The sequence below is a fragment of the Vandammella animalimorsus genome, assembly GCF_002285265.1.
In the GTDB taxonomy this organism is placed as follows: domain Bacteria; phylum Pseudomonadota; class Gammaproteobacteria; order Burkholderiales; family Burkholderiaceae_C; genus Lampropedia.
This window is the reverse complement of record NZ_NSJB01000002.1, coordinates 62,047-87,947: the sequence shown is the minus strand read 5'-3', so window position 1 is coordinate 87,947 and position 25,901 is coordinate 62,047. Positions and strand designations below refer to the sequence as shown.

Genomic DNA, 25,901 nt, shown 5'->3' with positions numbered 1-25,901 from the left:
CCTTCACAGCCCTGCGCCGGGGCGGGCTGGCGGCGCGGCAAAGCTTCGTATCATCGGCGCATGCTTGATCGAATCGCCCCGTCCGCTCACCCCCAGGCCCAGGAGGAGGCCATCACCGTCAGCGGCGTGACGCCGCCCGAGGACGCCTGGCGCCAGACGCATCTGGGCCGCCTGCTGGGCCATGCGATGCGGCGCTTCGATGAGCGCGTGCTGTACCTGATGGCGCACGATGTGGAGGTGCCGCTGGTGCTGTCGAACCTGGCGGCGCGCAACAAGGTCAGCGCGGCGCACATCCACGTCACGCGGCATTTGTCGCTGCGCGGCGACCGCATCACCACGCTGGCGCAGCGCGCGGGCATGAGCAAGCAGGCCATGGCCGACTTGATCGACCAGTGCGAGGCCTGGGGCCTGGTGCGGCGCGAGCGCGACCCTGCCGATGGGCGCGCGGTGCGCGTGGTGTTCACGGCCGATGGGCTGCTGTGGCTGGCGGCCTTCAAGCGCTCGGTGGCGCAGGCCGAGGCGGAGTTCAAGCAGGCCGTGGGCGAGCAGGTGGCGGTGGTGGTGCGCATCGGCCTGGAGAGCTACGCCAGCGAGGGCTGAGTGCCTGCCAGGCCGCAGAGGCAGGCGCTCTGGCCTGGCCGCGTTTGCGCTATTTGGACAGCATGCGCATGGCGTCTTCCAGGCCTTTGAGGGTCAGCGGGTACATGCGACCGCCCATGAGCTGGCCGATCAGGTCGATGCTTTGGCGGTAGCCCCAGACGCCTTGCGGCTCGGGGTTGATCCAGGCGTGCTGGGGGAAGGCACCCGTCAGGCGCTGCAGCCACTCGGCGCCGGCCTCGGCGTTGTGGTATTCGACGCTGCCGCCCGGTTGCAGGATTTCGTAGGGGCTCATGGTGGCGTCGCCCACGAAGATGAGCTTGTAGTCCTTGTTGTACTTGCGGATGATGTCCCAGGTGTCGAACTTCTCGGTGAAGCGGCGGCGGTTGTTCTTCCACACGAAGTCGTAGACGCAGTTGTGGAAGTAATAAAACTCCAGGTGCTTGAACTCGCTCTTGGCCGCTGAGAACAGCTCCTCGACGCGCTGGATGTGCTCGTCCATGGTGCCGCCCACGTCCATCAGCAGCAGCACCTTCACGCTGTTGTGCCGCTCGGGCACCATCTTGATGTCCAGCCAGCCGGCGTTGGCGGCGGTGGCGCTGATGGTGCCGGGCAGGTCAAGCTCCAGCTCGGCGCTGGTGCGCGCGAACTTGCGCAGGCGCTTGAGCGCGACCTTGATGTTGCGCGTGCCCAGCTCCTGGCTGTCGTCGTAGTCGCGGTACATGCGCGCGTCCCAGACCTTGACGGCGCTCTTGCCGCCGCCCTTGCCGCCGATGCGGATGCCGCGCGGGTTGTAGCCGCCGTGGCCGAAGGGGCTGGTGCCGCCGGTGCCGATCCACTTGTTGCCGCCCTCGTGCCGCCCCTTTTGCTCCTCCAGGCGCTTTTTCAGCGTTTGCATCAGCTCGTCCCACTCCATGGCCTCGATGGCGGCCTTTTGCTCGGGGCTGAGCTCGCGCTCGAGCAGTTGCCGCAGCCAGTCCTCGGGGATCTCGCGGCGGTAGTCGGTGAGCATCTCCACGCCCTTGAAGTAGGCGGCAAAGGCGCGGTCGAACTTGTCGTAGTGCTTTTCGTCCTTGACGAGGATGGTGCGCGCCAGGTGGTAGAAGTCCTCCATGCTGGTGGGCTGCTCGGCCTTGGGGCCGATCACGCCGCGCTCGAGCGCTTCGAGCAGGGCGAGAAATTCCTTGACCGAAACGGGCAGCTTGCCCGCGCGCAGGGTGTAGAAGAAGTCGATCAGCATGGTGCGGTGGCCGGGCGGTAGGCGGTAGTGGGGCAGGGGCTCAGCGCTGGCCCTGGGCCAGCAGGTATTGCAGGTGGGCGCGGGTCTCGGGCCATTCGCCCTGGGTGAGGCTGTACATCACGGTGTCGCGGATGGTGCCGTCGCGGCGCAGCGCGTGGCCGCGGATCACGCCGTCTTTTTTTGCGCCCAGGCGCTCGATGGCGCGCTGGCTGGCGTGGTTGAAGTTGTCCGTGCGCCAGCCCACCACGCGCGCGCCCAGCGTCTCGAACGCATGGGTGAGCAGCAGCAGCTTGCAGGTGGTGTTGACGTGCGTGCGCTGCGCGCGCTTGGCGTACCAGGTGTAGCCAATCTCCAGCCGCTGCACGGCCGGCAGGATGTCGTGGTAGCTGGTGCTGCCCAGCACGTCGCCGCTGGCCGCGTCGATCACGGCAAAGGGCAGGCGCTGGCCGTTTTGCTGCATCTGCAAGGCGGTTTCGATGTAGGCGCGCACGTTTTCCGGCTCGGGCACGCTGCTCACGCGCAGCTCCCACAGCCGCCCGTCGCAGGCGGCGGCGCGCAGGCCGTCTTCATGGTGCAGTTGCAGCGGCTCCAGGCGCAGGCCGTCGGCGTGCAAGGTGGTGGGGCTGATCCAGGTCATGGGTGGTCTTGGGTTTGGGGCGTGGCTGCCAGCAGCTCGCCCAGGCGCTGCAAGTCCTCGGTGGCGATGTAGCCGCTCAGGCCCTGCTGGGCATCGGGCCCGCAGGCCCAGTTGGCCGAGCGGTAGCGCTGCGCGCCGCTGGCGTCGGCCAGGCGCAGCTCATACACGGTGGCGCCGGCCTCGCACTGGCGCGGCGCGCTCAGGCGCAGCCGCGCCAGCGCCTGCTGGGCCTGCGGGCTCAGGCGCGCCAGCGGCTGCTGCTGGCTGTGCAGCGGCTGTTGCTGGCGCCAGGTGTCGAGCTGGCTTTTGGTGACGGTCACGATCACGCGCGCGTCGTCGTCGCTGGGCCGCGGCCGCCAGACCAGGCCGCCTTCGACGCTGTAGCCGTCGCCACAGGCGCTCAGCCAGGCCAGCGCCGCCGCCATGCTCGCGGCAGCGGCCAGGCGCCGCAGCGTGGCGCGGCGGTGGGGCGGGGGGCAAGGTGCTGGGTGCATGGCGGGCCTGCGGTCGGTTGCGGCTGGGGGGGCTGGGGGGCTGGGCCGATGGGCGCAGGCTCAGCGGTTGCGCTGGTTCATGAACACCAGCTTCTCGAACAGGGTCACGTCCTGCTCGTTCTTGAGCAGCGCGCCCAGCAGCGGCGGCAGGGCGATTTTGTCGTCCTGGCTGCGCAGGGCCTCGGCCGGGATGTCCTCGGCCAGCAGCAGCTTGAGCCAGTCGATCAGCTCGCTGGTCGAGGGCTTTTTCTTCAGCCCGGGCACGCTGCGGATTTCGTAGAAGCTCTTGAGCGCCGCGGTGAGCAGTTCGCCCTTGAGCTGGGGGAAGTGCACCTTGACGATCTCCTGCATGGTCTGTGCGTCGGGGAACTTGATGTAGTGAAAGAAGCAGCGGCGCAGGAAGGCATCGGGCAGCTCCTTCTCGTTGTTGGAGGTGATGAACACGATGGGCCGCTGGCGCGCGCGGATGAGCTCGCGCGTTTCATAGACGTGGAACTCCATGCGGTCGAGCTCGCGCAGCAGGTCGTTGGGGAATTCGATGTCGGCCTTGTCGATCTCGTCGATCAGCAGGGCCGTGGGCTGCTCGGCCGTGAAGGCCTGCCAGAGCACGCCCTTGACGATGTAGTTGTGGATGTCCTTGACGCGGTCGTCGCCCAGCTGCGAATCGCGCAGACGGCTGACGGCGTCGTACTCGTACAGGCCCTGCTGCGCCTTGGTGGTGGACTTGATGTGCCATTGCAGCAGGTTCAGCCCCAGGGCCTGGGCCACTTCCTCGGCCAGCATGGTCTTGCCGGTGCCGGGCTCGCCCTTGACCAGCAGCGGGCGCTGCAGGGCAATGGCGGCATTGACGGCCAGCATCAAATCCTGCGTGGCGACGTAGTTTTCGGATCCTTGAAATCTCATGTGCGGTGCTCGGTGAAGATGGGTGGGAAGGGAGGGCAGGTTCTCGGGGCGCGCAGCCTGCAGCCGCGCCGCGCCGCGCCGCGCCGCGCCCGGCGATGTTATTCCAGGCGGATGCGCGCCAGGCTGGGTTCGGGCTCGGGCAGGCGCAGCTGCATGTCGCGCAGCGCGTGGCACAGCAGGTCGGCCACCAGCAGGTTGCGCTGGCGCTTATTGTCGGCGGGGATGACCCACCAGGGCGCGTGGGCGGTGGAGGTGGCCTGCAGCAGCGCGTCGTAGGCGCACTGGTAGTCGTCCCACTGCGCGCGCGCCTGCAAGTCCTCGCGGGCGAACTTCCACTGCTTGGCCGGGTCGTCCAGGCGTTTTTGCAGGCGCCGGCGCTGCTCGTCCTTGCTGATGTGCAGCAGGCACTTGAGCACGCGCGTGCCGGTTTCGCTGAGCAGCTGCTCGAAATGGTTGATGTGCGCGTAGCGGCGCTGCGTCTCGCGCTCGTCGATCTGGCCGCGCACCACGGGCACCAGCACGTCCTCGTAGTGGCTGCGGTTCCAGACCGTCAGCTCGCCGGCGCTGGGCACGACGGCGTGGCAGCGCCAGAGGAAGTCGCGTGCGCGCTCCTGGGCGCTGGGGGCCTTGAAGGCGTGCACGTGCACGCCCAGCGGCGAGGTGCGCGAGAACACCCAGCGGATGGTGCCGTCCTTGCCGCTGGTGTCCATGCCCTGCAGGATCAGCAGCAGCTTGCGCTGGCCGTTGGCGTAGAGCAGGTTTTGCAGTTCGTCCAGCTGCAGCGCCAGCTCGTCCAGGCGCTGCAGCTCGGCCTGCTTGCCGCCCAATGGATAAGGGGTTTGATCGGGGTCGATGTCGGCCAGGCTGTGGCCGGGGCGGATGCGGTATGCGTCAAATGCGTTCATGGCAGGCTGATTCGGTAAGGCCGTGGCGGGCGAGCAGTCGCCCGGATGGTGAAAGCGTTCAGGCGCAGCCTGCTGCAGGTTGCATGTTCCAGGCCTGAAGCAGGCGCTTATACCAACACGATGTCGTAGCGATCGGGCGCCAGGCCGCTTTCGGCCACCAGCGCGATGGGCTTGTCGATGAAGTCCGACAGGCTGGCCAGGTGCGCGCTTTCCTCGTCGAGGAACAGCTCGATGACCTCGGGCGCGGCCAGCACCTTGATCTCGCGCGGGTTGAACTGGCGCGCCTCGCGCAGGATTTCGCGCAGGATGTCGTAGCAGACGCTGCGCGGCGTCTTGGTGCGGCCCGTGCCGCCGCAGCAGGCGCAGGGCTGGCTGAGCAGGTGCGCCAGCGATTCGCGCGTGCGCTTGCGCGTCATCTCCACCAGGCCCAGCGGCGAGAACTCGCACACCGTGGTGCGCACGCGGTCGCGCGCCAGCTGGCGGCGGAACTCCTGCAGCACGGCGCTTTGGTGCTTGTCCTGCACCATGTCGATGAAGTCCACGACGATGATGCCGCCCAGGTTGCGCAGCCGCAGCTGGCGCGCAATGGCCTGGGCCGCTTCCAGGTTGGTCTTGAAGATGGTTTCGTCGAAGCTGCGCGTGCCGATGAAGCCGCCGGTATTGACGTCGATGGTGGTCAGCGCCTCGGTCTGGTCGATCACCAGGTAGCCGCCGGACTTGAGCGCCACGCGCTGGCCCAGGGCGCGGTCGATCTCCTCGTCGATCTGGTAGAGGTCGAAAATCGGGCGCTCGCCGCGGTACAGCGTCAGGCGCCCCAGGGCGCTGGGCATGAAGTCGCGCGCAAAGGCGCGCAGCGCGGCAAACTGCTCGCGCGAGTCGATGGCGACGCTGCGCGTGTGCTCGCCCACCAGATCGCGCAGCACGCGCCGCAGCAGGTCCAGCTCTTGGTAGAGCAGGCTGGTGACGGGCCGTGACAGCGCGGCCTCGCGGATTTTTTGCCAGGTGGTGCGCAGGTAGCGGATGTCCTCGATCAGCTCGGCGTCGCTGGCGTCCTCGCCGTTGGTGCGCAGGATGAAGCCGCCGGTGTTGCGCCCCGGCGGCGTGTGCGCCTGCACCAGGGCCTGCAGGCGCTGGCGCAGCGCATCGCGCTCGGGCAGGGCGATTTTTTGCGATACGCCGATGTGGTCGTCCTGCGGCAAAAACACCAGTGAGCGCCCGGCAACGCTCAGCTGCGTGGACAGGCGCGCGCCCTTCTTGCCGATCGGGTCCTTGATGACCTGCACCACCAGCGACTGGCCCTCGAACACCTGGCGCTCGATGGGAAGCGGCGCCTCCTGGCGGCGCACCGTGGCCGGGGCCTCGCCGCTGCTGTGGCGCTGCCAGACGTCGGCCACGTGCAAAAAGGCCGCGCGCTCCAGGCCGATGTCCACAAAGGCCGATTGCATGCCCGGCAGCACTCGCGTGACCTTGCCCAGGTAGATGTTGCCCACCAGGCCGCGCTCGAGCGTGCGCTCCAGCAGCAGCTCCTGCACCGCGCCGTGCTCGATGACGGCCACGCGCGTCTCCTGCGGGGCCCAGTTGATGAGGATGTCCTGCGCGGCCTCGGCGCTGGCCTGCACCGGCAGCGGCGTGGGCTGTGCGGGCGATGCGGGCGCGGGCGGCGTGTGTGGGTCGGGCAGTGGCGGGGGGCTGGGCTGGTTCATGGCAAGGGGCCTGGGCTCAGGGCGCTCAGGACTGGCGCAGCCAGGGCTGCAACAGCAAGTGGGTTTCGAACAGCGGCAGGCCCATGATGCCCGAATAACTGCCCTCGATGCGGTCGATCAGCGTGGCCGCCAGCCCCTGGATGCCGTAGGCGCCGGCCTTGCCCTGCCACTGGCCCGAATCCAGGTACTGCTGCAACCACTCGGGCCGCAGGCAGTTGAAGCGCACCTTGGAGATGGACACGGCCTGCTGCACCTGGCCGTAGTCGCCCCGCGTGCGCGTGCCGGGCAGGGATACGGCCACGGCCGTGAGCACCTCGTGCGGGTGGCTGTCGCACAACAGCTCCAGCATGGCCTGGGCCTGGGCGCGATCGGCGGGCTTGCCCAGGATTTGCTGGCCCAGGGCCACGGTGGTGTCGGCGCACAGAATGGGCGCGGGCGGCAGCCGGCGGCGGGCGGCGCGGCGCATGGCCGCATGCAGCTTGAGCCGCGTGACGCGCTGCACGTACTCCAGCGGCTGCTCGCCCGGCAGCGGGGCCTCCAGCGCTTCCAGCGCCTGGGCGGTGTCGCCCGGATCGGTATCTTGCGCATCGGGCAGCAGCAGCGTGTGGGCGATGCCGATTTGCTGCAGCAGCTGGCTGCGGCGCGGGCTTTGCGAGGCCAGGTAGATGGCGCGCGGGCCAGCGGTGGGCGCGGCCTGGCCATTGCCGTGGGCGTTGCCGTGCTCTGTCATGCTCATTCGCGGTGGTAGGGGTGGTTGTTCAGCAGCGACCAGGCGCGGTAGAGCTGCTCGGCCAGCAGCACGCGCACCATGGCGTGCGGCAGCGTCAGCTCCGACAGGCGCAGGCGCTCGTGGGCGGCCTGGCGCAGCTCGGGCGCCAGGCCATCGGGGCCGCCGATGACGAAGACGATGTCGCGGCCCAGATCGCGCCAGGCGGCCAGGCGCTGGGCCAGCTGGCGCGTGCCGCCGCCCTGGCCGCGCTCGTCGAGCACGACGATGTGCGCCTGCGCCGGCCATTGCGCCTGCAGGCGCTGGGCCTCGGCGGCCATCAGCTGCTCGGCGCTTTTGCCGCCGCTGCGCGGCTCGGTCTTGACGGCCCGCAGCTCCAGCCGCATGTCGGCCGGAAAGCGTTTGGCATAGTCCTCGTAGCCTTGCTGCGCCCAGGCGGGCATCTTCTGGCCAACGGCGGTGATGATGAGCTTGCGCATGGGGCGGTGGGGGCAGGGCGCGCTGGCTTTCCGTCAGCCGATGCGCTCGGCGCCGCCCATGTAGGGGCGCAGCGCGGCGGGGATGGTGACGCTGCCATCGGCGTTCTGGTGGTTTTCCAGGATGGCCACCAGCGTGCGGCCCACGGCCAGGCCGCTGCCGTTGAGGGTGTGCACCAGCTCGTTCTTGCCGGCCGCGTTCTTGAAGCGCGCCTGCATGCGCCGCGCCTGAAAGGCTTCGCAATTGCTCACTGAGCTGATCTCGCGGTAGGTGTTCTGCGCCGGCAGCCAGACTTCCAGGTCGTAGGTCTTGGCCGCGCCAAAGCCCATGTCGCCGCTGCACAGCAGCACCACGCGGTAGGGCAGATCCAGCGCCTGCAGCACGGCCTCGGCATGGCCGACCATCTCCTCGAGCGCCTCGTAGCTTTTCTCCGGGTGGGTGATTTGCACCATCTCCACCTTGTCGAATTGGTGCTGGCGGATCAGCCCGCGCGTGTCGCGCCCGTAGCTGCCGGCCTCGGAGCGAAAGCAGGGCGTGTGCGCGGTCAGGCGCAGGGGCAGCTCGGCCTCGGCCAGGATGGTGTCGCGCACGATGTTGGTCAGCGGCACCTCGCTGGTGGGGATCAGGTACAGGGCCGTCTCGTCCGGCTCGGGCTCGGCCTCCTGGCCGCCCTTTTGCGCCGCGAACAGGTCGCCGGCGAACTTGGGCAGCTGGCCCGTGCCCAGCAGCGAATCGGCGTTGACGATGTAGGGCACGTAGGCCTCCTGGTAGCCGTGCTGCTGCGTCTGCATGTCCAGCATGAAGGCGGCCAGGGCGCGGTGCAGGCGGGCGATCTGGCCGCGCATCACGGTAAAGCGCGCGCCGCTGAGCTTGGCGCCCAGCGCGAAGTCCAGCCCCAGCGGCTCGCCCACGTCCACGTGGTCCTTGGCGTCGAAGTCAAAAGCGCGCGGCGTGCCCCAGCGGCGCACCTCCACGTTGTCGGCCTCGCTCTGGCCCACGGGCACGCTCTCGTGCGGCAGATTGGGCACGGCCTGCAGCAGCGCATGCAGTTGCGCCTGGATGTGCTCCAGGCGCTCGGAGCAAGTCTCCAGCTCCGTCTTGATGGCCGCCACCTGGGCCATCACGGCCTCGGCGCTTTCGCCCTTGGCCTTGAGCTGGCCGATCTGCTTGGACAGGCTGTTGCGCTGGGCCTGCAGCTCCTCGGTGCGGGCCTGCAGCTGCTTGCGCTCGGCCTCCAGCGCGCCAAAGGCGCTGACATCCAGAAACGCCTGCGGCGTTTTGCGGGTTTCAAGTCGGGCGACGACGTGGTCGAGCTCCTTGCGGAGCAAAAGAATATCGAGCATGGAATCTGTGCAAACGGCTGTGGGGCGCAGGCGCTGCACCCCCGGGAAAAGCGAAGGCGCTATTGTCACCGATGGACTCTGCAGGTCAGCGCCAATCCTGCGCAGTGGCCGAGCGTGTGCAGCAAGCTGCGCGGCAGCTGGCAAAGCCGCATGCCACATGCGGGCGCTGGCGCGATTACAAAAAAAAACAACAAAACACTTGCCTCGCTCTGGACGCTTATTTTTATTGCACTCACAATGCCAGCCATTTTCAAATGCGACAGGCTCTGCCGGGCCTTGGTTTGTCGCGGTCAATCGGCTTTTTCTTTGACACCAGGAGAATTCAATGGCAACAGCGAAAAAAACTGCGGTGAAAAAAACCGCGGCAAATAAAACTGCCACCGCAAGCAAGCCTGCGGCCAAAAAAGCGGCAGCCAAACCCGCAGTAAAAGCCGCCAGCGCTGCTGCCAGCAAGAGCGCAGCCGCCAAAAAGACCGCCAGCAAGACCACGGCCACCAAAACCGCTGCCAAGAAAGCCCCGGCCCAAAAAACCACCGCAGTGAAAACCGCCGCCGCCAAGAAAACCACGGCAGCGAAAACCCCAGCGGCCAAGAAGGCCAGCGCAGCCAAGAAGCCCGCAGCCACCAAGGCCGCAGTGAAGAAAGCCCCGGCAGCGGCAAAGAAAACCGCAGCGAAAAAGCCCGCGGCCAAGAAAACCCCCGCCGTGAAGAAGACCGCGGCCAGCAAACCCGCAGCCAAGAAAACCAGCGCCAAGGCGGCCGCCCCCAAAGCCGCTGCCACCAAGAAAACCACGGCCGTCAAAAAGCCCGCAGCGAAAACCGCCGCCGTGAAACCCGCGGCCAAGCCGGCAGCCAAAAAGCCCGCTGCCAGCGCCAAGAAACCGGCGGCCAAGAATGCGGCCGCCCCCAAGGCCACCAAACCCGCTGCCAAGACCACGCTGATGCCCAAGGCCGCCTGGCCGTTCCCGGTCACCAGCAAGCCTTGAGAAGCTGAGAACCTGCTTCAGCCACACAGGACAAAGCCACCGCCTGCGGTGGCTTTGTGCCGTCTGGCCGCGCCACGCCTGTGCTGGGGCAGGGTGCCAGGGCAGGGCGCCTGGGCGCGCCAGGGGCACAGGCCAGCGGCCAGCGCGATGGCCTGCTGCTACTGCTATAAAGCAGGCCCGCACCCTCGCAGCGCCGCTCGCATCTACCCGAATCTGTTTGCACCTGCTTGCACCTGCTTGCATTTGCCGATCGGGCGGTCAGCGCGCCCGGGGGGCCAGGCATCTTCCCGAGCTGCGCATGATCCGTCCCGACTATTACCTGCACCCGCCCTTCACGCCCGCGCCCACGCGCCCCGCCGTCACGCTGATCCTGGTGCGCGATGCGCCGCAGGGCCAGGGCTTTGAGGTGCTGCTCTCGCGCCGCTCGCACCAGGCGCGCTTTGTGCCCGGCGTCTATGTATTCCCCGGCGGCGGCATCGACGCCGGCGACGCCGCCGCAGCGGCGCTGGCCCAGCTGCGCCCGCAGCAGGATGCGCGCCAGGCCGAGCTGGCCGCCGCCGCCGTGCGCGAGTGCCTGGAAGAGCTGGGCATTCTGCTGGCGCGCGATGCCCAGGGGCGCATGCCCGACAGCCAGGCGCTGACCGCTGCCGGCATCGCCCGCCAACAGCCGCTGGCGCCCCAGCTGCAGCGCCTGGGCTGGCGCCTGGCGCTCGATGCCATCTACCCCTTTGCGCACTGGATCACCGACCGCGACTACCCGATGCGCTTTGACGTGCCGTTCCTGCTGGCGCGCGCGCCACAGGGCCAGCAGGCCGTGGCCGACGAGGTCGAGCAGTTCGACGCCACCTGGATCAGCCCGGCGCTGGCCCTGCAGCGCCACGAGCAAGGCCAGCTGCCGCTGGTGTACCCGACCATCCGCAGCCTGCGCCGCCTGGCACAGTTCGACAGCGCCGAGGCCGTGCTGGCCGCCTGCCGCCAGGGGCCGGTCATGCCCGTGAGCTGCCCGCGCGCCGGCTGGCTGGACGGCCGCGAAGTGCGCTACATGGAGCACGAGCCGGCCTTTGGCGAGCTGCATCTGGTCTGCCCGGACGGCCAGCTGCTGCACGAGCTGGACTGGCGCCACGACCAGCCACGCGCCCTGCTGCGCCACGTCCAGCGCCTGACCGCGCCCAATGCAGGCCTGATGACCGGCCCGGGCACCAACACCTACCTGATCGGCGAGCCCGCCACCGGCTACATCGTGCTCGACCCCGGCCCCGACGATGCCCAGCACCTGCAGCGCATCGTGCAGCACACCGGCGCGCAGGTGCGGCACATCGTCTGCAGCCACTCGCACCCGGACCACTCGCCCGGCGCCGCGCCGCTGCAGGCGCTGGTGCAAGCCGCCGGCGGCGGCCGGCCGGCCATCTGCGGCATGGCCTCGGGCCCGCATGCGCGCCGCGACAGCCGCTTTGCGCCCGAGCAGCCGCTGGGCACGGGCGACACCCTGGTGCTGCAGGGCCAGCTGGGCGATGGCCGCGCCGTGCGCCACACCCTGCATGCGCTGCACACGCCCGGGCACACGGCCAACCACCTGTGCTTCGTGCTCGAAGAAGACGGCCTGCTCTTCAGCGGCGACCACATCCTCGGCGGCACGACCACCGTGGTGCTGCCGCCGGATGGCAGCATGCAGGCCTTTCTCGATTCGCTGGATTTGTTGCAGCAGGCCTGCGCGCGCTGGGGCATCGAGTTCATCCTGCCCGCGCACGGCCACGTGCTGGGCCAGGCGCCGCAGGTGATTGCGCAGCTGCGCGCACACCGGCTGCAGCGCGAGGCCAAGGTGCTGCAGGCCATCGAACAGGCCCCGCAGGGCACGGTCGATGACTGGCTGGCCAGCGCCTACGCCGATGCGCCGCGCGCGCTCTGGCCGGTGGCGCGCTACTCGCTGCTGGCCCACGTGCAGCGCCTGGCTGCGCTGCACCCGCAACTGGGCCTGCAGCGCATCCCCATGCCAGAGCCCGACGCCGCGCCGCACTGAGGGTGTGAACAGGCGCTGAATTCACGCCCCGCCCGCCCCAGGGGAAATTCCCAGGGTCTGGCTGCGAATTTTTAATTGACAGCTAAACAATTGAGTCAAAAAATAAATGCCGTACAGGAGGTGCGGCATGAAGATCGTATGCATAGGCGGCGGCCCGGCCGGGCTGTATTTCGGCTTGCTGATGAAAAAGCTCGACGCGGCGCACGAGGTCATCGTGGTCGAGCGCAACAAGCCCTACGACACCTTTGGCTGGGGCGTGGTGTTCTCCGACGCGACCATGGACAACATGCGCCAGTGGGATGCCGAATCGGCCGCCGAGATCGAGCAGGCCTTCAACCACTGGGACGACATCGAGCTGCTGTTCAAGGGCCGCACCATCCGCTCGGGCGGGCATGGCTTTGTGGGCATCGGGCGCAAGAAGCTGCTCAACATCCTGCAAGAGCGCTGCGAGCAACTGGGCGTGCGGCTGGTGTTCGAGACCGAGGTGCAATCCGATGAGGACTACGCCGATGCCGACCTGATCGTCGCCAGCGACGGCATCAATTCGCTGATTCGCAAGAAGTACGAGGACGTTTTCAAGCCCGACATCGTCACCCGCCCCAACCGCTACATCTGGCTGGGCACGAACAAGGTGTACGACGCCTTCACCTTCGACTTCCGCCGCACCGAGCACGGCTGGTTCCAGGCGCACATCTACAAGTTCGACGAGAACACCTCGACCTTCATCGTCGAAACCACCGAGGAAACCTGGCGCGCCCACGGGCTGGACAGCGCCGATCAGGATCAGTCCATCGCCTTTTGCGAGCAACTGTTTGCCGAAAACCTGGGTGGGGCCAAGTTGATGACCAATGCGCGGCATTTGCGCGGCTCGGCCTGGATCAACTTCCAGCGCGTGGTCTGCGAGCAGTGGTGGCTCAAGAATGAGCGCGGCAGCCACGTGGTGCTGATGGGCGACGCGGTGCACACGGCGCACTTTGCCATTGGCTCGGGCACCAAGCTGGCCATTGAGGATGCCATCGAGCTGACGCGCCAGTTCCAACTGCTGGGCGACGCCCCGGCGCAGATCCCTGCCGTGCTGGCTGCTTATCAGGAGGCGCGCCGCGTGGAGACGCTGCGCCTGCAAAACGCGGCCTGGAACGCCATGGAGTGGTTCGAGGTCTGCGGCCAGCGCTATTGCGACCAGCTCGAGCCCGAGCAATTCATGTACTCCATGCTCACGCGCAGCCAGCGCATCAGCCACGAGAACCTGCGCCTGCGCGATGCCGCCTGGCTGGAGGGTTACGAGCGCTGGTTCGCCCAGCGCGCGGCCGATGCGGCAGAGCGGCAACTGCCCGCGCAGGACAAGCCCACGCCGCCCATGTTCACGCCCTACAAGGTGCGCGGCCTGACGCTGAAGAACCGCATCGTCGTCTCGCCCATGGCGCAGTACTCGGCCCGCGACGGCCTGGTGGGCGACTACCACCTCATGCACCTGGGCGCGCGCGCCATGGGCGGCGCGGGTCTGGTGATGGTGGAGATGACCTGCGTCAGCCCCGAAGGGCGCATCACCCCCGGCTGCCCTGGCCTGTACAAGCCCGAGCACACGGGCGCCTTCAAACGCATCATCGACTGGGTGCACAGCTATACGGATGCCAAGATCGGCATCCAGATCGGCCACGCCGGGGCCAAGGCCTCGACCCGCCTGGCCTGGGAGGGCATCGACCAACCGCTGGTCGAGGGCAACTGGCCCATCGTCTCGGCCTCCGAGCAGCAATACCTACCCGGCGTGAGCCAGACGGCCAAGGCGGTTACCGCCGAGGACATGGCGCAGATCAAGGCCCAGTTCGTGGCTGCTGCGCAAGCGGCCCACGAGGCGGGCGCGGACTGGCTGGAGCTGCACTGCGCGCACGGTTATTTGCTCTCCTCCTTCATCAGCCCGCTGACCAACCAGCGCACCGACGAATACGGCGGCAGCCTGGAAAACCGCCTGCGCTACCCGCTGGAGGTGTTTGCCGCGGTGCGCGCCGCCTGGCCCGAGGACAAGCCCATGTCGGTGCGCATCTCGGCGCACGACTGGGTCGAGGGCGGCACCACGCCGGCCGATGCGGTGGAGATCGCCAAAGCCTTCAAGGCCGCTGGCGCGGACATGATCGACGTCTCCTCCGGCCAGGTCAGCAAGCAGGAAAAGCCGGTGTACGGCCGCATGTTCCAGACCCCGTTTGCCGACCGCATCCGCCAGGAGGCCGGCATTGCCACCATCGCCGTGGGCGCCATCAGCGAGGCCGATCACGCCAACAGCATCCTGGCCGCAGGCCGCGCCGATTTGTGCGCCGTGGCGCGCCCGCACCTGGCCAACCCGGCCTGGACGCTGACTGAGGCGGCCAAGATCGGCCACACCGCCATCACCTGGCCGCCGCAGTACCGCTCGGGCAAGCCGCAGATGGAGGCCAACTTCGCCCGCGAGCAAGCGGCCCAACAGGCTGCGTTGGCAGCGCTGGCCGCCGCCCAGGCGCGCGCGCCGGGCAATGCCGCATCCAACGGGCAGGGGCAATGAGCATGGTGCAGGGCAACACCGCACTCCCCGCATCCCCTGCTGCGGCCAGCGCGCCCGCGCTGCGCCATGCCCTGGTCACGGGCGGCGGCAGCGGCATTGGCGCGGCCATCGCCCGCCGCTTGGTGGCCGATGGGTTTCGCGTCACCTTGCTGGGGCGGCGGCTGGATGCCTTGCAGGCCGCGGCCGCCGAATGGCCCGAGGCCATGCAGGCCGTCAGCGCCGACGTCAGCGAGCCCGCGCAGTTGCAGGCCGCGCTGGCCCAGGCGCGCCAGCGCTTTGGCCCCATCGATACCCTCATCAACAACGCCGGGCAGGCGCAGACCGCGCCCTTTGCCAAGATGGAGCTGGCGCTGTGGCAGCAAATGCTGGCCGTGAACCTCACCGGCACCATGCTGTGCACCCAGGCGGCGCTGCCGGACATGCTGGCCGCTGGCTGGGGCCGCATCGTCAACGTGGCCAGCACGGCCGGGCAAATCGGCTATGCCTACGTCAGCGCCTACTGCGCGGCCAAGCACGGCGTCATCGGTCTGACGCGCGCGCTGGCGCTGGAGCTGGCGCGCAAGGGCATCACCGTCAACGCCGTTTGCCCCGGCTACACCGACACCGACATCGTGCGTGAGGCCATCGACAACATCGTCGCCAAAACCGGCCGCAGCGCCGAGCAGGCCATGGCCGAGTTCGTCAAAAGCAACCCGCAGGGCCGCCTGGTGCAGCCCGCTGAAGTGGCCGATGCCGTGGCCTGGCTGTGCGGCGCGGGCGCGGGCGCCGTCAATGGCCAGGCCATCGCCGTGGCCGGCGGGGAGGTGATGCCATGAGCCACAGCGCCGCTGGCGGCAGCGCGCAAAGCCGCTTTGGCCTGAGCCGATTGCTGGGCGAGGAGCACATCGGCCTGGAGGCGCGCGCCCAGCAGGACGACCACCTGGACACGCGGCTGTGGCTGCGCCTGTTCTCGCTGACCGAGCAAATCGAGCAGCGCATCCGCCAGATGCTGCGCCAGCAGTTCGACACCACGCTGCCGCGCTTTGACTACCTGGCCCAGCTCGACCGCCACCCGCAGGGGCTGCGCATGAACACGCTCTCGCGCTATCTGATGGTCACCGGCGGCAGCGTCACCGGGCTGACCGACCAGCTCGTCAAGGACGGCCTGGTCGAGCGCATCCCCGACCCGCAGGACCGCCGCTCGCTCTACGTCAGGCTCACGCCCAAGGGCAGGCGGCAGTTTCGCAAGATGGCCCAGGCCCACGAGCAATTGCTGGCCGAGCTGCTGGCTGGCCTGGGCAAGCGCGACAAGGACGCGCTCTACGAACAACTGGGCCAATTGCGCGTGCTGCTGGCCGCGCAGGACGCGCAGGCCTGACCCATCCACCCAACGACATTGCAGGAGCAGCCAAACCCATGAACAGCGCACAAACCCGCATCGACCCGGCCTTGCAGGCCGGCAACCGCAAGCCCATGGCGGGCTACCAGGCCCAGCATTTTCTGTGGCAGGCCGATGGCCCGGTGGCCACCATCACCCTCAACCGCCCCGACCGCAAGAACCCGCTGACCTTCGACAGCTACGCCGAGCTGCGCGATCTGTTTCACCAGCTGCAATGGGCCAGCGACATCAAGGCCGTGGTCGTCACCGGCGCGGGCGGCAACTTCTGCTCGGGCGGTGACGTGCATGAAATCATCGGCCCGCTGGTGCAGCTCAAGGCCCCCGAGCTGCTGATGTTCACGCGCATGACCGGCGCGCTGGTCAAGGCCATGCGCGCCTGCCCGCAGCCCATCGTGGCCGCCATCGACGGCGTGTGCGCGGGCGCGGGGGCCATCATCTCCATGGCATCCGACTTGCGCCTGGGCACGGCGCGCGCCAAGGTGGCGTTCCTGTTCAACCGCGTCGGCCTGGCCGGCTGCGACATGGGCGCTTGCGCCATGCTGCCGCGCATCATCGGCCAGGGCCGCGCCAGCGAGCTGCTCTACACCGGCCGCGTGCTCGGCGGCGAGGAGGCCGAGCGCTGGGGCTACTTCAACCGCCTGTGCGCGCCCGAGGAGGTGCTGGCGCAGGCCCGGCAACTGGCCGCCGAGCTGGCCGCCGGCCCCAGCTTTGCCAACGGCATCACCAAAACCATGCTGCACCAGGAGTGGAGCATGACCATTGACCAGGCCATCGAGGCCGAGGCCCAGGCCCAGGCCATTTGCATGCTGACCGAGGACTTCTCGCGCGCCTACCACGCCTTCGTGGCCAAGCAAAAACCCGTGTTCCAGGGAGATTGACATGCAGCGCGGTTTGGACACCTCCTACCAGCAATGGCCGTTTTTCGAAGCGCGCCACGCCCAGCTGGCGCAGCAGCTCGATGCCTGGGCCAGCGCCCACATTGCCCCTATCGCCTATGAGCCGCACGGCAGCGGCAGCGATGTGGACGCGCATTGCCGCCAGCTCGTCCAGGCCCTGGGCGAGGCGGGCTGGCTGCGCCATGCCGTGGGCGAGGCGGCCCAGAGCATGGACGCGCGCGCCATCTGCCTGATCCGCGAGACGCTGGCGCGCCACAGCGGCCTGGCCGACTTCGCCTTTGCCATGCAGGGCCTGGGCAGCGGCGCCATCAGCCTGCACGGCACGCCCGAGCAGCGTGCGCGCTACCTGCCGCGCGTGGCGGCGGGCCAGGCCATTGCGGCCTTTGCGCTGTCCGAGCCGCAGGCCGGCTCGGACGTGGCCGCCATGGCCTGCGCCGCGCGCCGCCAGGGCGATGACTACGTGCTCGACGGCGAGAAAACCTGGATCTCCAACGGCGGCATTGCCGATTTCTACGTCGTCTTCGCCCGCACTGGCGAAGCGCCCGGCGCGCGCGGCATCAGCGCCTTCATCGTCGATGCCGACACCCCCGGCCTGACGATTGCCGAGCGCATCGAGGTCATCGCCCCGCACCCGCTGGCGCGGCTGAAGTTCGAGGGCTGCCGCATCCCCGCCAGTTGCCGCGTGGGCGAGGCCGGCGAGGGCTTCAAGGTCGCCATGCGCACGCTGGATGTGTTTCGCACCTCGGTGGCCGCCGCCGCGCTGGGCTTTGCGCGCCGCGCCCTGCAAGAGGCCTTGCTGCGCGCCACCTCACGGCAGATGTTCGGCGGCGTGCTGGCCGACTTCCAGATCACCCAGAGCAAGCTGGCGCAAATGGCCACCGCCATCGACAGCGCCGCCTTGCTCACCTACCGCGCCGCCTGGCTGCGCGATGGCGGCCACAGCGTCACAAAGGAAGCGGCCATGGCCAAGCTCACCGCCACCGAAAACGCCCAGCAGGTCATCGACGCGGCGGTGCAGATGTTCGGCGGCCTGGGCGTGGTCAGCGGCCAGCCGGTCGAGTCGCTGTACCGCGAGATCCGCGCGCTGCGCATCTACGAAGGCGCCAGCGAAGTGCAGCAACTCATCATCGGCCGCGAGCTGCTCAAGGCCCTCAAAACCTGAAGCGGTGGACATGGGTTGCTGATCGACACGTCAAAGTGCATCACGACCCATTGCCCATGTTGCCGAAAACGGGACATTTGATTTCCTATCGGCTGCTATGAAAAAGAGGCGCAAAGCGCCCATGCAGGAGACAAACCACATGCCCAGCGCCCATACCGACACCTTTGCGCGCGACAACCTGCCGCCGCTGCAGCAGCAGCCCGAATACCTGTTCGAGCTGCCCGAGCTGCAATTTCCCGCGCAGCTCAACTGCGCCACTGAATTGCTCGACCGCCACGTGGCCCAAGGGCGCGGCGCTCGCCTGTGCCTGCGCGCGCCGGACGGCACGCGTTGGAGCTACGCCGACTTGCAGGCCCACGCCAACCGCATCGCCAACGTGCTGGTGCAGGACATGGGCTTGCAGCCGGGCAACCGCGTGCTGCTGTTTGCGCCCAACACGCCGTGGATGGTGGCCTGCTGGTTTGCGGTGATGAAGGCCGGCGGCATTGCCGTGGCGGTGATGCCGCTGCTGCGCGCCAAGGAGCTGCGCACCATCATCGACATCGGCCAGATCAGCCACGCGCTGTGCGATGCGCGCCTGGCCGGCGAGCTGGAGGCCGCGCGCGCGATGCCATCTTCCGCGCCGCAACTGGCGCAAATTGCGCAGGTGCGTTACTTCAACACCGCGCTGGCTGCGCCATCGAGCGGGGCCGAGCTGCCCTGCCTGCACCGCGCCATGCAGCAGGCCGCGCCCGATTTCGCCAACGTGGACACGGCCAGCGACGACGTGTGCCTGCTGGGCTTTACCTCCGGCACCACCGGCGTGCCCAAGGCCACCATGCACTACCACCGCGACGTGATGGCCATCTGCAAGTGCTGGCCGCGCCACGTGCTGCGCGCCAGCGAGGACGATGTTTTCATCGGCAGCCCGCCGCTGGGCTTTACCTTTGGCCTGGGCGGGCTGGTGCTGTTTCCCATGGACATTGGCGCCAGCAGCGTGCTGCTGGAAAAGGCCGGGCCGCAGCAATTGCTCGATGCCATCGTCGAATACGGCGCGACCGTGGTGTTCACCGCGCCGACCTCCTACCGCGCCATGGCCGCGCTGGGCGAGCGGCTGGCCCAGACGCGGCTGCGCAAATGCGTCAGCGCGGGCGAGGCGCTGCCCGCCTCCACGCGCGCGCTGTGGAAGCAGGCCAGCGGCATCGAGCTGATCGACGGCATTGGCGCGACCGAGCTGCTGCACATCTTCATCTCCGCCGACGAGGCCCACGCCCGCCCGGGCGCGACCGGCAAGCCCGTGCCCGGCTACCGCGCCCGCGTGCAGGACGACGAGGGCAACGAGTTGCCGCCGGGCACGGTGGGCAAGCTGGCCGTCAAAGGCCCCACGGGCTGCCGCTACCTGCGCGACGAGCGCCAGACAACCTATGTGCAAGATGGCTGGAACCTCACCGGTGACGCTTATCTGATGGACGAGGACGGCTACTTCTTCTACCAGGCGCGCACCGACGACATGATCATCTCGGCGGGCTACAACATTGCCGCGCCCGAGGTGGAGGAGGCGCTGATGCAGCACCCGGCCGTGGCCGAATGCGCCGTCATCGGTGTGCCCGATGAGGAGCGCGGCCAGATCGTCAAGGCCTTTGTCGTCGTCAAGGAGGGCGTGGCCGCCGATGCCGAACTGGTCGTGGATTTGCAGGAATTCGTCAAGCAGACCGTGGCGCCCTACAAATACCCGCGCGCCGTGGAGTTCATCGCCGCGCTGCCGCGCACCACCACCGGCAAGCTCCAGCGCAGCGCGCTCAAGCGCCGCATGGGCGAGCAGCATGGGTGAAAGTGCCTGGGCCAAAGCCTGGCCCAAGCGCCCGATTGCCCTGATCCGGATGCGATACTTTTTCGCCCTGCAAATGCAGCAGGCCCTTTGCTCCACCCCATTCATGACATTCAAGGAGACACCCGCATGACCCGCACCACCCGCCCCAGCATCCGCTTTTCCAGCCTTCGCTCCCACACCCTGGCCGCCGTGGCCGGTGCGGCGGCGCTGTGCCTGGCCCAGGCCGCCTCGGCCGCCGAGGAGGTGAAGATCGGCCTGCTCAGCACGCTTTCAGGCCCCGGCTCGACGCTGGGCATCGACATCCGCGACGGCTTTCAGCTCGCGCTCAAGCACACCGAGGGCAAGATTGGCGGCCTGCCGGCCAAGGTGGTGATCGTCGATGACCAGCAAAGCCCCGACGCGGCCAAGCAAACCACCGACCGCCTGCTCAAGCGCGAGAAGGTGGACTTCATGACCGGCGTGGTGTTCTCCAACATCATGCTGGCCGTGGCCCCGGCCATTTTTGCCAACAAGACCTACTACGTCAGCGCCAACGCCAGCCCCTCGCAACTGGCGGGAGGGCAGTGCAACCCCTATTTCTTCAGCGCCGCCTACCAGAACGACAACCAGCACGAGGCCGTAGGCCAGGCCGTGCAGGACAAGGGCGTCAAGAAAGTGGCGCTGATCGCCCCCAACTACCCCGGCGGCAAGGATGCGCTGGCCGGTTTCAAGCGCTTCTACAAGGGCGAGGTGGCGCTGGAGCTCTACACCCCGCTGTCGCAACTGGACTATGGCGCGGAGCTCTCGCAGATTCGCGCCTCCGGGGCCGAGGCGGTGTACTTCTTCCTGCCCGGCGGGCTGGGCATCAACTTCATCAAGCAGTTCCACGGCGCGGGTCTGAAAGACAGCATGGCCTTGTTCGCCCCGGGCTTTTCCGCCGATGAGGACGTCATCAGCGCCGTGGGCGAGGCCACCGTGGGCATTTACAACGCCTCGCAATGGGCCTGGGATCTGGACAACGCCGCCAACCGGCGCTTCGTCGAGGACTTTCGCAAGGAATACGGCCGCACGCCCACGCTGTACGCCTCGCAGGGCTACGACGCGGCCATGCTGATCGACTCGGCCGTCAAGGCCACGGGCGGCAACCTCAAGGACAAGGCCGCCATCGGCAAAGCCTTGCAGGCGGCCAACTTCAGCTCGGTGCGCGGCGATTTCCGCTTCAACACCAACCACTTCCCGATCCAGCACTACTACATGCGCGAAGTGGTCAAGGGCGAAGACGGCAAGGTCACCAACAAGCTGATCGGCAAGGCTTTCGAGAACCACCGCGATGCCTACGTGGGCGATTGCAAGATGCCGCAGTAAGCGTCTGCCCAAAGCCTGTTCAAAAACAGCCGGGCTTGATGCGATGGCGTTCTTGCCCCGGCGCTGTGCGACGCCCCCGCGGGCGTCCGCCCCCATCCTTTTTTCTTTTCTTCCATGCAAACCACCCTGGTTCTGGAGCAACTGCTCAACGGCCTGCAATTCGGGCTGATGCTGTTCCTGCTGGCCGCTGGCCTGACGCTGGTGTTCGGCATCATGGACATGATCAACCTGGCGCATGGCTCGCTGTACATGATTGGCGCGTACCTGATCGCCAGCATCGCGGCGGCCAGCGGCTCGTTCTGGCTCGGGCTGCTGGGCGGCATCGGCGCAACCGTGCTGGTGGGCGTGCTGCTGGAGCGCGCGGTGCTGCAACGCTTTTACCGGCGCGATCATCTCTCGCAGGTCATGGGCACCTTCGCCATCATGCTCATGGCCAATGAGGCCGTGCGCATGCTCTGGGGGCCGCAGCCCATCCAGCTCAACCCGCCGGCGGCGCTGGCGGGCCCCGTCACGCTGGCGCCGGGCTTGAGCTACCCGGCCTACCGGCTGTTCATCATCGGCGTGGGGCTGCTGGTGGCGCTGGGCATGTACTGGCTGATCACGCGCACGCGCATCGGCATGCAGGTGCGCGCGGGCGCGTCCAACCGCGAGATGGCGCTGGCCATGGGGGCCAACGTGCGGCTGCTGTTCACCGCCTTGTTCGCCTTTGCCGCTGGGCTGTGCGCGCTCGCTGGCGGCATGCTCGGGCCGCTGCTGGCCGTGCAGGTGGGCATGGGCGAGAGCATTCTGATCCTGGCCTTTGTGGTCATCGTCATCGGCGGCATTGGCTCCATCCGCGGCGCGCTGCTGGGGGCCTTGCTGGTGGGCCTGGTCGATACGGCCGGGCGCACGCTGATTCCGCTGCTGTTTCGCCAGCTCATGGATGCCGAGCTGGCCGCCAACGCCGGCCCGGCGGTGGCCTCCATCCTGATTTACCTGCTCATGGCCGTGGTGCTGTTTTTCAAGCCCAGCGGCCTGTTCCCCGCGCGAGGCTGATGCCATGACCATCCCATCTGCCACCTCTGCCACCACCCCCGCTGCCCTTGCCGCCCCTGCCGTCACCAGCTTGCTGGACCAGCGCCTGCCGCGCGCGGTCAGCGCTGCACTGCTGCTGGGCCTGCTGGCGCTGCCGAGCGTGTTGACGGCGCTGGAGGGAGACTTTTACATCGCCGTGGCCAGCCGCATCCTGATCTTCACGCTGGCGGCCACCAGCCTGAACCTGATCCTGGGCTATGGCGGCATGGTCAGCCTGGGGCATGCGGCCTTTCTGGGCATCGGGGCCTACACCGTGGGCATTGCGATGCAAGCGGGCTGGGCCTCGGCCTGGCTGACCTGGCCGCTGGCGATGGCGCTGGGCGCGCTGTTTGCCCTGGCCATTGGCGCCATCAGCCTGCGCACGCAGGGCGTGTACTTCATCATGATCACGCTGGCCTTTGCGCAAATGCTGTTTTATCTGATGGTCTCGCTCAAGCAGTACGGCGGCGAGGATGGCCTGTCGCTGATGCAGCGCTCGGAGCTGGGCCTGGGCATCGATTTGGCTTCGGACACGCATTTTTATTACGTCGTGCTGGCCCTCTCGGCGCTGGCCTTCGTGCTGGTGCAGCGCCTGCTCAATGCGCGCTTTGGCCATGTGCTGCAAGGCATCCGCGAGAACGAAACGCGCATGCAGGCGCTGGGCTTTGCCACCTACCGCTACAAGCTGGCCGCCTTCACGCTGGCCGGGGCCATGGCCGCGCTGGCCGGCGCGCTGCTGGCCAATCAGGCCAGCTTCGTCAGCCCGGCGCTGATGCAGTGGAGCCAGTCGGGCATGCTGCTCATCATGGTGATTTTGGGCGGCGTGGGCTATCTGTACGGCGGCTTTGCCGGGGCCGTGGTGTTCTTGCTGCTGGAGGAGGTGCTGGTGAGCTACACCATCCACTGGCAGTTCTATCTGGGCGCGCTGCTGCTGGCGGTGGTGCTGGCCGCGCCCAACGGCGTGCTCAGCCTGCCCGCGCGGCTGCGCCAATGGGCCTACAGGAGGGCGGCATGACGGGCGCGGCGCAGACTTCCCATCCCCCGCCCTTGCTGCATGTGGACGATCTGGTCAAGCGCTTTGGCGGGCTGACGGCCACCGACCACGCCCAGCTGCAAGTGCGCACCGGCGAGCTGCACGCGCTGATTGGCCCCAACGGCGCGGGCAAGACCACGCTGATCGCGCAGATCGCCGGGGCGCTGGCGCCCAGCAGCGGCCGCATCCTGTTCGATGGGCAGGACATCACCGCACAGCCCATGCACCGGCGCGTGCACCTGGGGCTGGTGCGCTCCTACCAGATCACCAGCATCTTCAAGCGCCTGCCGGTGCTGGACAACCTGGCCCTGGCGCTGCAATCGCGCAGCGGCAGCAGCTTTGCCTTCTGGCGCGCCGCGCGCGCCGAGCGCTCGCGCTACGAGCAGGCCGCGCAGATTGCCCAGCGCGTCGGCCTGGGCGCGCGCCTGGCCCGCCTGGCGGGCGACTTGTCGCACGGCGAGCAGCGCCAGCTCGAAGTGGGCATGGCGCTGGCGCTCTCGCCCAAGCTGCTGCTGCTCGATGAGCCGATGGCCGGCATGGGGCCGGAGGAATCCGAGCGCATGGTGCAGCTGCTGCTGGCGCTCAAAGAGCAGCAGGCCACCATCTTGCTGGTCGAGCACGACATGGACGCGGTGTTTCGCGTGGCCGACCGGATTTCGGCGCTGGTGTTCGGCAAGGTCATCGCCACCGGCGCGCCGCAAGACATCCGCTGCCACCCCGAGGTGCAACGCGCCTATCTGGGCGATGAGCTGGATGCGCTCGCCCACCCCAACGCCGCCCCGATGGAGAGCACCGCATGAGCGCCCTGTTGGAACTGCAAGACGTGCAAGCCGGCTACGGCCAAAGCCAGGTGCTGTTTGGCATGCACTGCGCCATTGCCCCACACACCGTGGCCACGCTGCTGGGGCGCAACGGCATGGGCAAGACCACCACCGTGCGCACCATCCTGGGCCTGACGCGCGCCTTTGGCGGCAGCATCCGCTTTCGCGGCGAGCGCATCGAGCGCCTGCCGCCCGAGCGCATCGCCCGCATGGGCCTGGCCGTGGTGCCCGAAGGGCGGCAAATCTTCCCCAACCTCAGCGTGCGCGAAAACCTGCAAGCCTTTGCCGCCAACCGCTGCCAAAGCGCGCAGCCCTGGACGCTCGAGCGCGTCTACCACCTGTTCCCGCGTCTGCAAGAGCGCCAGCACAACATGGGCAACCAGCTCTCGGGCGGCGAGCAGCAAATGCTGGCCATTGGCCGCGCGCTGATGACCAACCCCCATTTGCTGATCCTGGACGAGGCCACCGAGGGCCTGGCGCCCCTGATCCGCGAGGAAATCTGGCAATGCCTGGCCGCGCTGCGCGCGCAGGGCCAGACCATCTTGGTGATCGACAAATACGTGCAGCGCCTGATCGAGCTGGCCGACAGCCACACCATCATCGAGCGCGGCCAGCCCGTCTGGCAGGGCAGCTCGGCGCAACTGGCGCAAGAGCCTGCGCTGTGGCAGCGCTACATCGGCGTTTGACCAGGAGCGCCGCCATGCCCACGCCGCCCACAACTTCCGCCGCCACCGCCGCCGCCGCGCACGCGCCCCGGCCCATGCACTTCGAGCGCCCGCTGCGCATCCGCTTCTCGCACTGCGACCCCGCTGGCATCGTCTTCTTCCCGCAGTACCTGGTGCTGTTCAATCAATTGGTGGAAGACTGGTTCGACCACGGCCTGGGCATTGGCTACGCGCACATGCTGGGGCCGCGCCGCATCGGCCTGCCCATCGCGCGGCTGGAGTGCGACTTCCGCGCCATCAGCCGCATGGGCGATGACGTGCAGCTTGGCCTGTGGGTTGAGCGCGCAGGCGGCAAATCCCTGACCCTGCACATGCAATGCCGCGCCGGCGCGCAGTTGCGCGTGCAGGCGCGCAAGGTGCTGGTCTTTACCAACCTGGATACGCACCAGGCCATCGCCATCCCCGAAGACGTGCGCGCCGCGTTGCAAGCGCTGCCGCCAGCGCCCATGCAGCCAGCGCCAGCCGCTGGCGCGGCCGCCAGCGTCGCGCGCCCTGAACTTTCTTGACAAACAAAGGAAATCCCCATGCAAGTCCTGCTCCCCCAAGGCTGGCCCCGCCCCAAAGGCTATGCCAACGGCGTGGCCGTGCGCGGCACGCAAATCTACGTTGCCGGCATGATCGGCTGGGACGGCCAAGGCGTCTTCCACACCGACGATCTGGCCGGCCAGGTGCGCCAGGCGCTGCAAAACGTCGTGGACGTGCTGGCCGAGGCCGGCGCCGGCCCGCAGCACATCGTGCGCATGACCTGGTACGTCAAGGACAAGAAGGAATACGTTGCCGCCTACCCCGAAATCGGCCGGGCCTACCGCGAGTTGATCGGCAACTTCAACATCGCCATGACGGCCGTGCAGGTGGCCGATCTGGTGGAAGACCGCGCCAAGGTGGAAATCGAAGTCACCGCCGTGCTGCCCGATTGAGCGCTGGCGTGCCGCCGCGCTGTGCCTGCGGCACAGCGCCGAAGGCTTCGGCGCCGCTTGCAGCCCTTGGCGACTCCGCCTTGTCTGCCGCGCAGGATGCGGCATGACTGGGCCTGCCGCCCCTTGCTGCGCTGCAGCCACAGGCAAGCGGCAAGTCTCAACCCCGCAGGGGCAAACTCTGCGGGGTTTTTTATGTGCGGT

Annotated in this window: 26 protein-coding genes; 17 read left to right on the top strand and 9 right to left on the bottom strand. The window is 68.2% G+C overall.

Going from position 1 to position 25,901, the window contains the following annotated elements:
* The first annotated feature begins 60 nt into the window (after window positions 1-60).
* A complete protein-coding gene (locus CK625_RS04840) occupies window positions 61-600 on the top strand; it encodes a MarR family winged helix-turn-helix transcriptional regulator (RefSeq protein WP_095539406.1) in 540 nt (179 codons plus the stop codon).
* A gap of 49 nt (window positions 601-649) precedes the next feature.
* On the opposite strand, the gene CK625_RS04835 is transcribed toward CK625_RS04840, so the two are convergent.
* From CK625_RS04835 to serS, 9 genes are all read right to left on the bottom strand, one after another.
* Entirely contained in the window at window positions 650-1,837 is a 1,188-nt protein-coding gene (locus tag CK625_RS04835; RefSeq protein ID WP_095539178.1) for a vWA domain-containing protein, read from the bottom strand.
* Between the two features lie 40 nt (window positions 1,838-1,877).
* Window positions 1,878-2,474, bottom strand: coding sequence for a GNAT family N-acetyltransferase (locus tag CK625_RS04830; protein WP_095539177.1), 597 nt, complete (start codon window positions 2,472-2,474; stop codon window positions 1,878-1,880).
* Window positions 2,471-2,968 (bottom strand): hypothetical protein, encoded by a 498-nt coding sequence (locus tag CK625_RS04825; RefSeq protein ID WP_143326180.1) that lies wholly within the window; start codon window positions 2,966-2,968, stop codon window positions 2,471-2,473. The genes CK625_RS04830 and CK625_RS04825 overlap by 4 nt, the downstream gene beginning before the upstream one ends.
* Window positions 2,969-3,028: 60 nt before the next feature.
* A complete protein-coding gene (locus tag CK625_RS04820; RefSeq protein ID WP_095539175.1) occupies window positions 3,029-3,871 on the bottom strand; it encodes an AAA family ATPase in 843 nt (280 codons plus the stop codon).
* 98 nt (window positions 3,872-3,969) lie between these two features.
* Complete coding sequence (locus CK625_RS04815; protein ID WP_095539174.1) at window positions 3,970-4,776, bottom strand: PPK2 family polyphosphate kinase; 807 nt, start codon at window positions 4,774-4,776, stop codon at window positions 3,970-3,972.
* Between the two features lie 107 nt (window positions 4,777-4,883).
* Window positions 4,884-6,479: an Rne/Rng family ribonuclease gene (locus CK625_RS04810; protein ID WP_095539173.1), complete on the bottom strand. Its 1,596-nt coding sequence runs from the start codon at window positions 6,477-6,479 to the stop codon at window positions 4,884-4,886.
* A 25-nt stretch (window positions 6,480-6,504) separates the two neighbouring features.
* Complete coding sequence (locus tag CK625_RS04805) at window positions 6,505-7,215, bottom strand: Maf family protein (RefSeq protein WP_238945523.1); 711 nt, start codon at window positions 7,213-7,215, stop codon at window positions 6,505-6,507.
* On the bottom strand, window positions 7,212-7,685 hold the full coding sequence (gene rlmH / locus CK625_RS04800; protein ID WP_095539171.1) for a 23S rRNA (pseudouridine(1915)-N(3))-methyltransferase RlmH: 474 nt from the start codon (window positions 7,683-7,685) through the stop codon (window positions 7,212-7,214). The genes CK625_RS04805 and rlmH overlap by 4 nt, the downstream gene beginning before the upstream one ends.
* Window positions 7,686-7,718: 33 nt before the next feature.
* Window positions 7,719-9,026: a serine--tRNA ligase gene (gene serS, locus CK625_RS04795; RefSeq protein WP_095539170.1), complete on the bottom strand. Its 1,308-nt coding sequence runs from the start codon at window positions 9,024-9,026 to the stop codon at window positions 7,719-7,721.
* Here serS and CK625_RS13880 point away from each other — a divergent pair.
* From CK625_RS13880 to CK625_RS04720, 16 genes are all read left to right on the top strand, one after another.
* Window positions 8,988-9,398 (top strand): hypothetical protein, encoded by a 411-nt coding sequence (locus CK625_RS13880; protein ID WP_172425091.1) that lies wholly within the window; start codon window positions 8,988-8,990, stop codon window positions 9,396-9,398. The two genes, serS and CK625_RS13880, sit on opposite strands and share 39 nt — an antisense overlap.
* Window positions 9,352-10,011, top strand: a complete 660-nt coding sequence (locus CK625_RS04790; RefSeq protein ID WP_095539169.1) for a histone — start codon at window positions 9,352-9,354, stop codon at window positions 10,009-10,011. Before CK625_RS13880 ends, CK625_RS04790 begins: the two co-directional genes overlap by 47 nt.
* A 298-nt stretch (window positions 10,012-10,309) precedes the next feature.
* Window positions 10,310-12,028, top strand: coding sequence for an MBL fold metallo-hydrolase (locus CK625_RS04785; protein ID WP_095539168.1), 1,719 nt, complete (start codon window positions 10,310-10,312; stop codon window positions 12,026-12,028).
* 127 nt (window positions 12,029-12,155) lie between these two features.
* Entirely contained in the window at window positions 12,156-14,561 is a 2,406-nt protein-coding gene (locus tag CK625_RS04780; RefSeq protein ID WP_095539167.1) for a bifunctional salicylyl-CoA 5-hydroxylase/oxidoreductase, read from the top strand.
* 2 nt (window positions 14,562-14,563) lie between these two features.
* A complete protein-coding gene (locus CK625_RS04775; RefSeq protein ID WP_095539405.1) occupies window positions 14,564-15,376 on the top strand; it encodes an SDR family NAD(P)-dependent oxidoreductase in 813 nt (270 codons plus the stop codon).
* Complete coding sequence (locus CK625_RS04770) at window positions 15,373-15,918, top strand: MarR family winged helix-turn-helix transcriptional regulator (RefSeq protein ID WP_095539166.1); 546 nt, start codon at window positions 15,373-15,375, stop codon at window positions 15,916-15,918. The genes CK625_RS04775 and CK625_RS04770 overlap by 4 nt, the downstream gene beginning before the upstream one ends.
* Window positions 15,919-15,956: 38 nt before the next feature.
* A complete protein-coding gene (locus CK625_RS04765) occupies window positions 15,957-16,817 on the top strand; it encodes an enoyl-CoA hydratase family protein (RefSeq protein WP_095539165.1) in 861 nt (286 codons plus the stop codon).
* Between the two features lies 1 nt (window position 16,818).
* Window positions 16,819-17,997 (top strand): acyl-CoA dehydrogenase family protein, encoded by a 1,179-nt coding sequence (locus CK625_RS04760; protein WP_095539164.1) that lies wholly within the window; start codon window positions 16,819-16,821, stop codon window positions 17,995-17,997.
* Between the two features lie 139 nt (window positions 17,998-18,136).
* Window positions 18,137-19,807 carry an AMP-binding protein gene (locus tag CK625_RS04755; RefSeq protein WP_095539404.1) on the top strand — a complete coding sequence of 557 codons (1,671 nt, stop codon included), beginning with the start codon at window positions 18,137-18,139 and terminating at the stop codon, window positions 19,805-19,807.
* Between the two features lie 126 nt (window positions 19,808-19,933).
* Window positions 19,934-21,151, top strand: coding sequence for an ABC transporter substrate-binding protein (locus CK625_RS04750; RefSeq protein WP_095539163.1), 1,218 nt, complete (start codon window positions 19,934-19,936; stop codon window positions 21,149-21,151).
* Window positions 21,152-21,265: 114 nt separating this feature from the next.
* Window positions 21,266-22,186, top strand: a complete 921-nt coding sequence (locus CK625_RS04745; RefSeq protein WP_095539162.1) for a branched-chain amino acid ABC transporter permease — start codon at window positions 21,266-21,268, stop codon at window positions 22,184-22,186.
* 4 nt (window positions 22,187-22,190) lie between these two features.
* On the top strand, window positions 22,191-23,219 hold the full coding sequence (locus CK625_RS04740; RefSeq protein ID WP_095539161.1) for a branched-chain amino acid ABC transporter permease: 1,029 nt from the start codon (window positions 22,191-22,193) through the stop codon (window positions 23,217-23,219).
* Window positions 23,216-24,037: an ABC transporter ATP-binding protein gene (locus tag CK625_RS04735; RefSeq protein ID WP_095539403.1), complete on the top strand. Its 822-nt coding sequence runs from the start codon at window positions 23,216-23,218 to the stop codon at window positions 24,035-24,037. The genes CK625_RS04740 and CK625_RS04735 overlap by 4 nt, the downstream gene beginning before the upstream one ends.
* A complete protein-coding gene (locus CK625_RS04730; RefSeq protein WP_095539160.1) occupies window positions 24,034-24,744 on the top strand; it encodes an ABC transporter ATP-binding protein in 711 nt (236 codons plus the stop codon). The genes CK625_RS04735 and CK625_RS04730 overlap by 4 nt, the downstream gene beginning before the upstream one ends.
* Before the next feature lie 74 nt (window positions 24,745-24,818).
* The gene (locus tag CK625_RS04725) at window positions 24,819-25,289 is read left to right on the top strand and encodes an acyl-CoA thioesterase (protein WP_095539402.1); all 471 of its coding nucleotides are present in this window, start codon (window positions 24,819-24,821) and stop codon (window positions 25,287-25,289) included.
* Window positions 25,290-25,307: 18 nt separating this feature from the next.
* Window positions 25,308-25,700: a RidA family protein gene (locus CK625_RS04720; protein WP_095539159.1), complete on the top strand. Its 393-nt coding sequence runs from the start codon at window positions 25,308-25,310 to the stop codon at window positions 25,698-25,700.
* Window positions 25,701-25,901: the final 201 nt, after the last annotated feature.

What these genes read in the sequence shown, in the direction of transcription:
- CK625_RS04825 (WP_143326180.1), bottom strand. Translation starts at nt 2,968, where the DNA reads ATGCACCCAGCACCTTGCCCCCCGCCCCACCGCCGCGCCACGCTGCGG.
- CK625_RS04765 (WP_095539165.1), top strand. Translation starts at nt 15,957, where the DNA reads ATGAACAGCGCACAAACCCGCATCGACCCGGCCTTGCAGGCCGGCAAC.
- CK625_RS04745 (WP_095539162.1), top strand. Translation starts at nt 21,266, where the DNA reads ATGCAAACCACCCTGGTTCTGGAGCAACTGCTCAACGGCCTGCAATTC.
- rlmH (WP_095539171.1), bottom strand. Translation starts at nt 7,685, where the DNA reads ATGCGCAAGCTCATCATCACCGCCGTTGGCCAGAAGATGCCCGCCTGG.
- CK625_RS04770 (WP_095539166.1), top strand. Translation starts at nt 15,373, where the DNA reads ATGAGCCACAGCGCCGCTGGCGGCAGCGCGCAAAGCCGCTTTGGCCTG.
- CK625_RS04755 (WP_095539404.1), top strand. Translation starts at nt 18,137, where the DNA reads ATGCCCAGCGCCCATACCGACACCTTTGCGCGCGACAACCTGCCGCCG.
- CK625_RS04730 (WP_095539160.1), top strand. Translation starts at nt 24,034, where the DNA reads ATGAGCGCCCTGTTGGAACTGCAAGACGTGCAAGCCGGCTACGGCCAA.
- CK625_RS04810 (WP_095539173.1), bottom strand. Translation starts at nt 6,479, where the DNA reads ATGAACCAGCCCAGCCCCCCGCCACTGCCCGACCCACACACGCCGCCC.
- CK625_RS04820 (WP_095539175.1), bottom strand. Translation starts at nt 3,871, where the DNA reads ATGAGATTTCAAGGATCCGAAAACTACGTCGCCACGCAGGATTTGATG.
- CK625_RS04790 (WP_095539169.1), top strand. Translation starts at nt 9,352, where the DNA reads ATGGCAACAGCGAAAAAAACTGCGGTGAAAAAAACCGCGGCAAATAAA.
- CK625_RS04840 (WP_095539406.1), top strand. Translation starts at nt 61, where the DNA reads ATGCTTGATCGAATCGCCCCGTCCGCTCACCCCCAGGCCCAGGAGGAG.
- serS (WP_095539170.1), bottom strand. Translation starts at nt 9,026, where the DNA reads ATGCTCGATATTCTTTTGCTCCGCAAGGAGCTCGACCACGTCGTCGCC.
- CK625_RS04805 (WP_238945523.1), bottom strand. Translation starts at nt 7,215, where the DNA reads ATGAGCATGACAGAGCACGGCAACGCCCACGGCAATGGCCAGGCCGCG.
- CK625_RS04775 (WP_095539405.1), top strand. Translation starts at nt 14,564, where the DNA reads ATGGTGCAGGGCAACACCGCACTCCCCGCATCCCCTGCTGCGGCCAGC.
- CK625_RS04830 (WP_095539177.1), bottom strand. Translation starts at nt 2,474, where the DNA reads ATGACCTGGATCAGCCCCACCACCTTGCACGCCGACGGCCTGCGCCTG.
- CK625_RS04735 (WP_095539403.1), top strand. Translation starts at nt 23,216, where the DNA reads ATGACGGGCGCGGCGCAGACTTCCCATCCCCCGCCCTTGCTGCATGTG.
- CK625_RS04785 (WP_095539168.1), top strand. Translation starts at nt 10,310, where the DNA reads ATGATCCGTCCCGACTATTACCTGCACCCGCCCTTCACGCCCGCGCCC.
- CK625_RS04725 (WP_095539402.1), top strand. Translation starts at nt 24,819, where the DNA reads ATGCACTTCGAGCGCCCGCTGCGCATCCGCTTCTCGCACTGCGACCCC.
- CK625_RS04720 (WP_095539159.1), top strand. Translation starts at nt 25,308, where the DNA reads ATGCAAGTCCTGCTCCCCCAAGGCTGGCCCCGCCCCAAAGGCTATGCC.
- CK625_RS04835 (WP_095539178.1), bottom strand. Translation starts at nt 1,837, where the DNA reads ATGCTGATCGACTTCTTCTACACCCTGCGCGCGGGCAAGCTGCCCGTT.
- CK625_RS04750 (WP_095539163.1), top strand. Translation starts at nt 19,934, where the DNA reads ATGACCCGCACCACCCGCCCCAGCATCCGCTTTTCCAGCCTTCGCTCC.
- CK625_RS04740 (WP_095539161.1), top strand. Translation starts at nt 22,191, where the DNA reads ATGACCATCCCATCTGCCACCTCTGCCACCACCCCCGCTGCCCTTGCC.
- CK625_RS04760 (WP_095539164.1), top strand. Translation starts at nt 16,819, where the DNA reads ATGCAGCGCGGTTTGGACACCTCCTACCAGCAATGGCCGTTTTTCGAA.
- CK625_RS04815 (WP_095539174.1), bottom strand. Translation starts at nt 4,776, where the DNA reads ATGAACGCATTTGACGCATACCGCATCCGCCCCGGCCACAGCCTGGCC.
- CK625_RS04780 (WP_095539167.1), top strand. Translation starts at nt 12,156, where the DNA reads ATGAAGATCGTATGCATAGGCGGCGGCCCGGCCGGGCTGTATTTCGGC.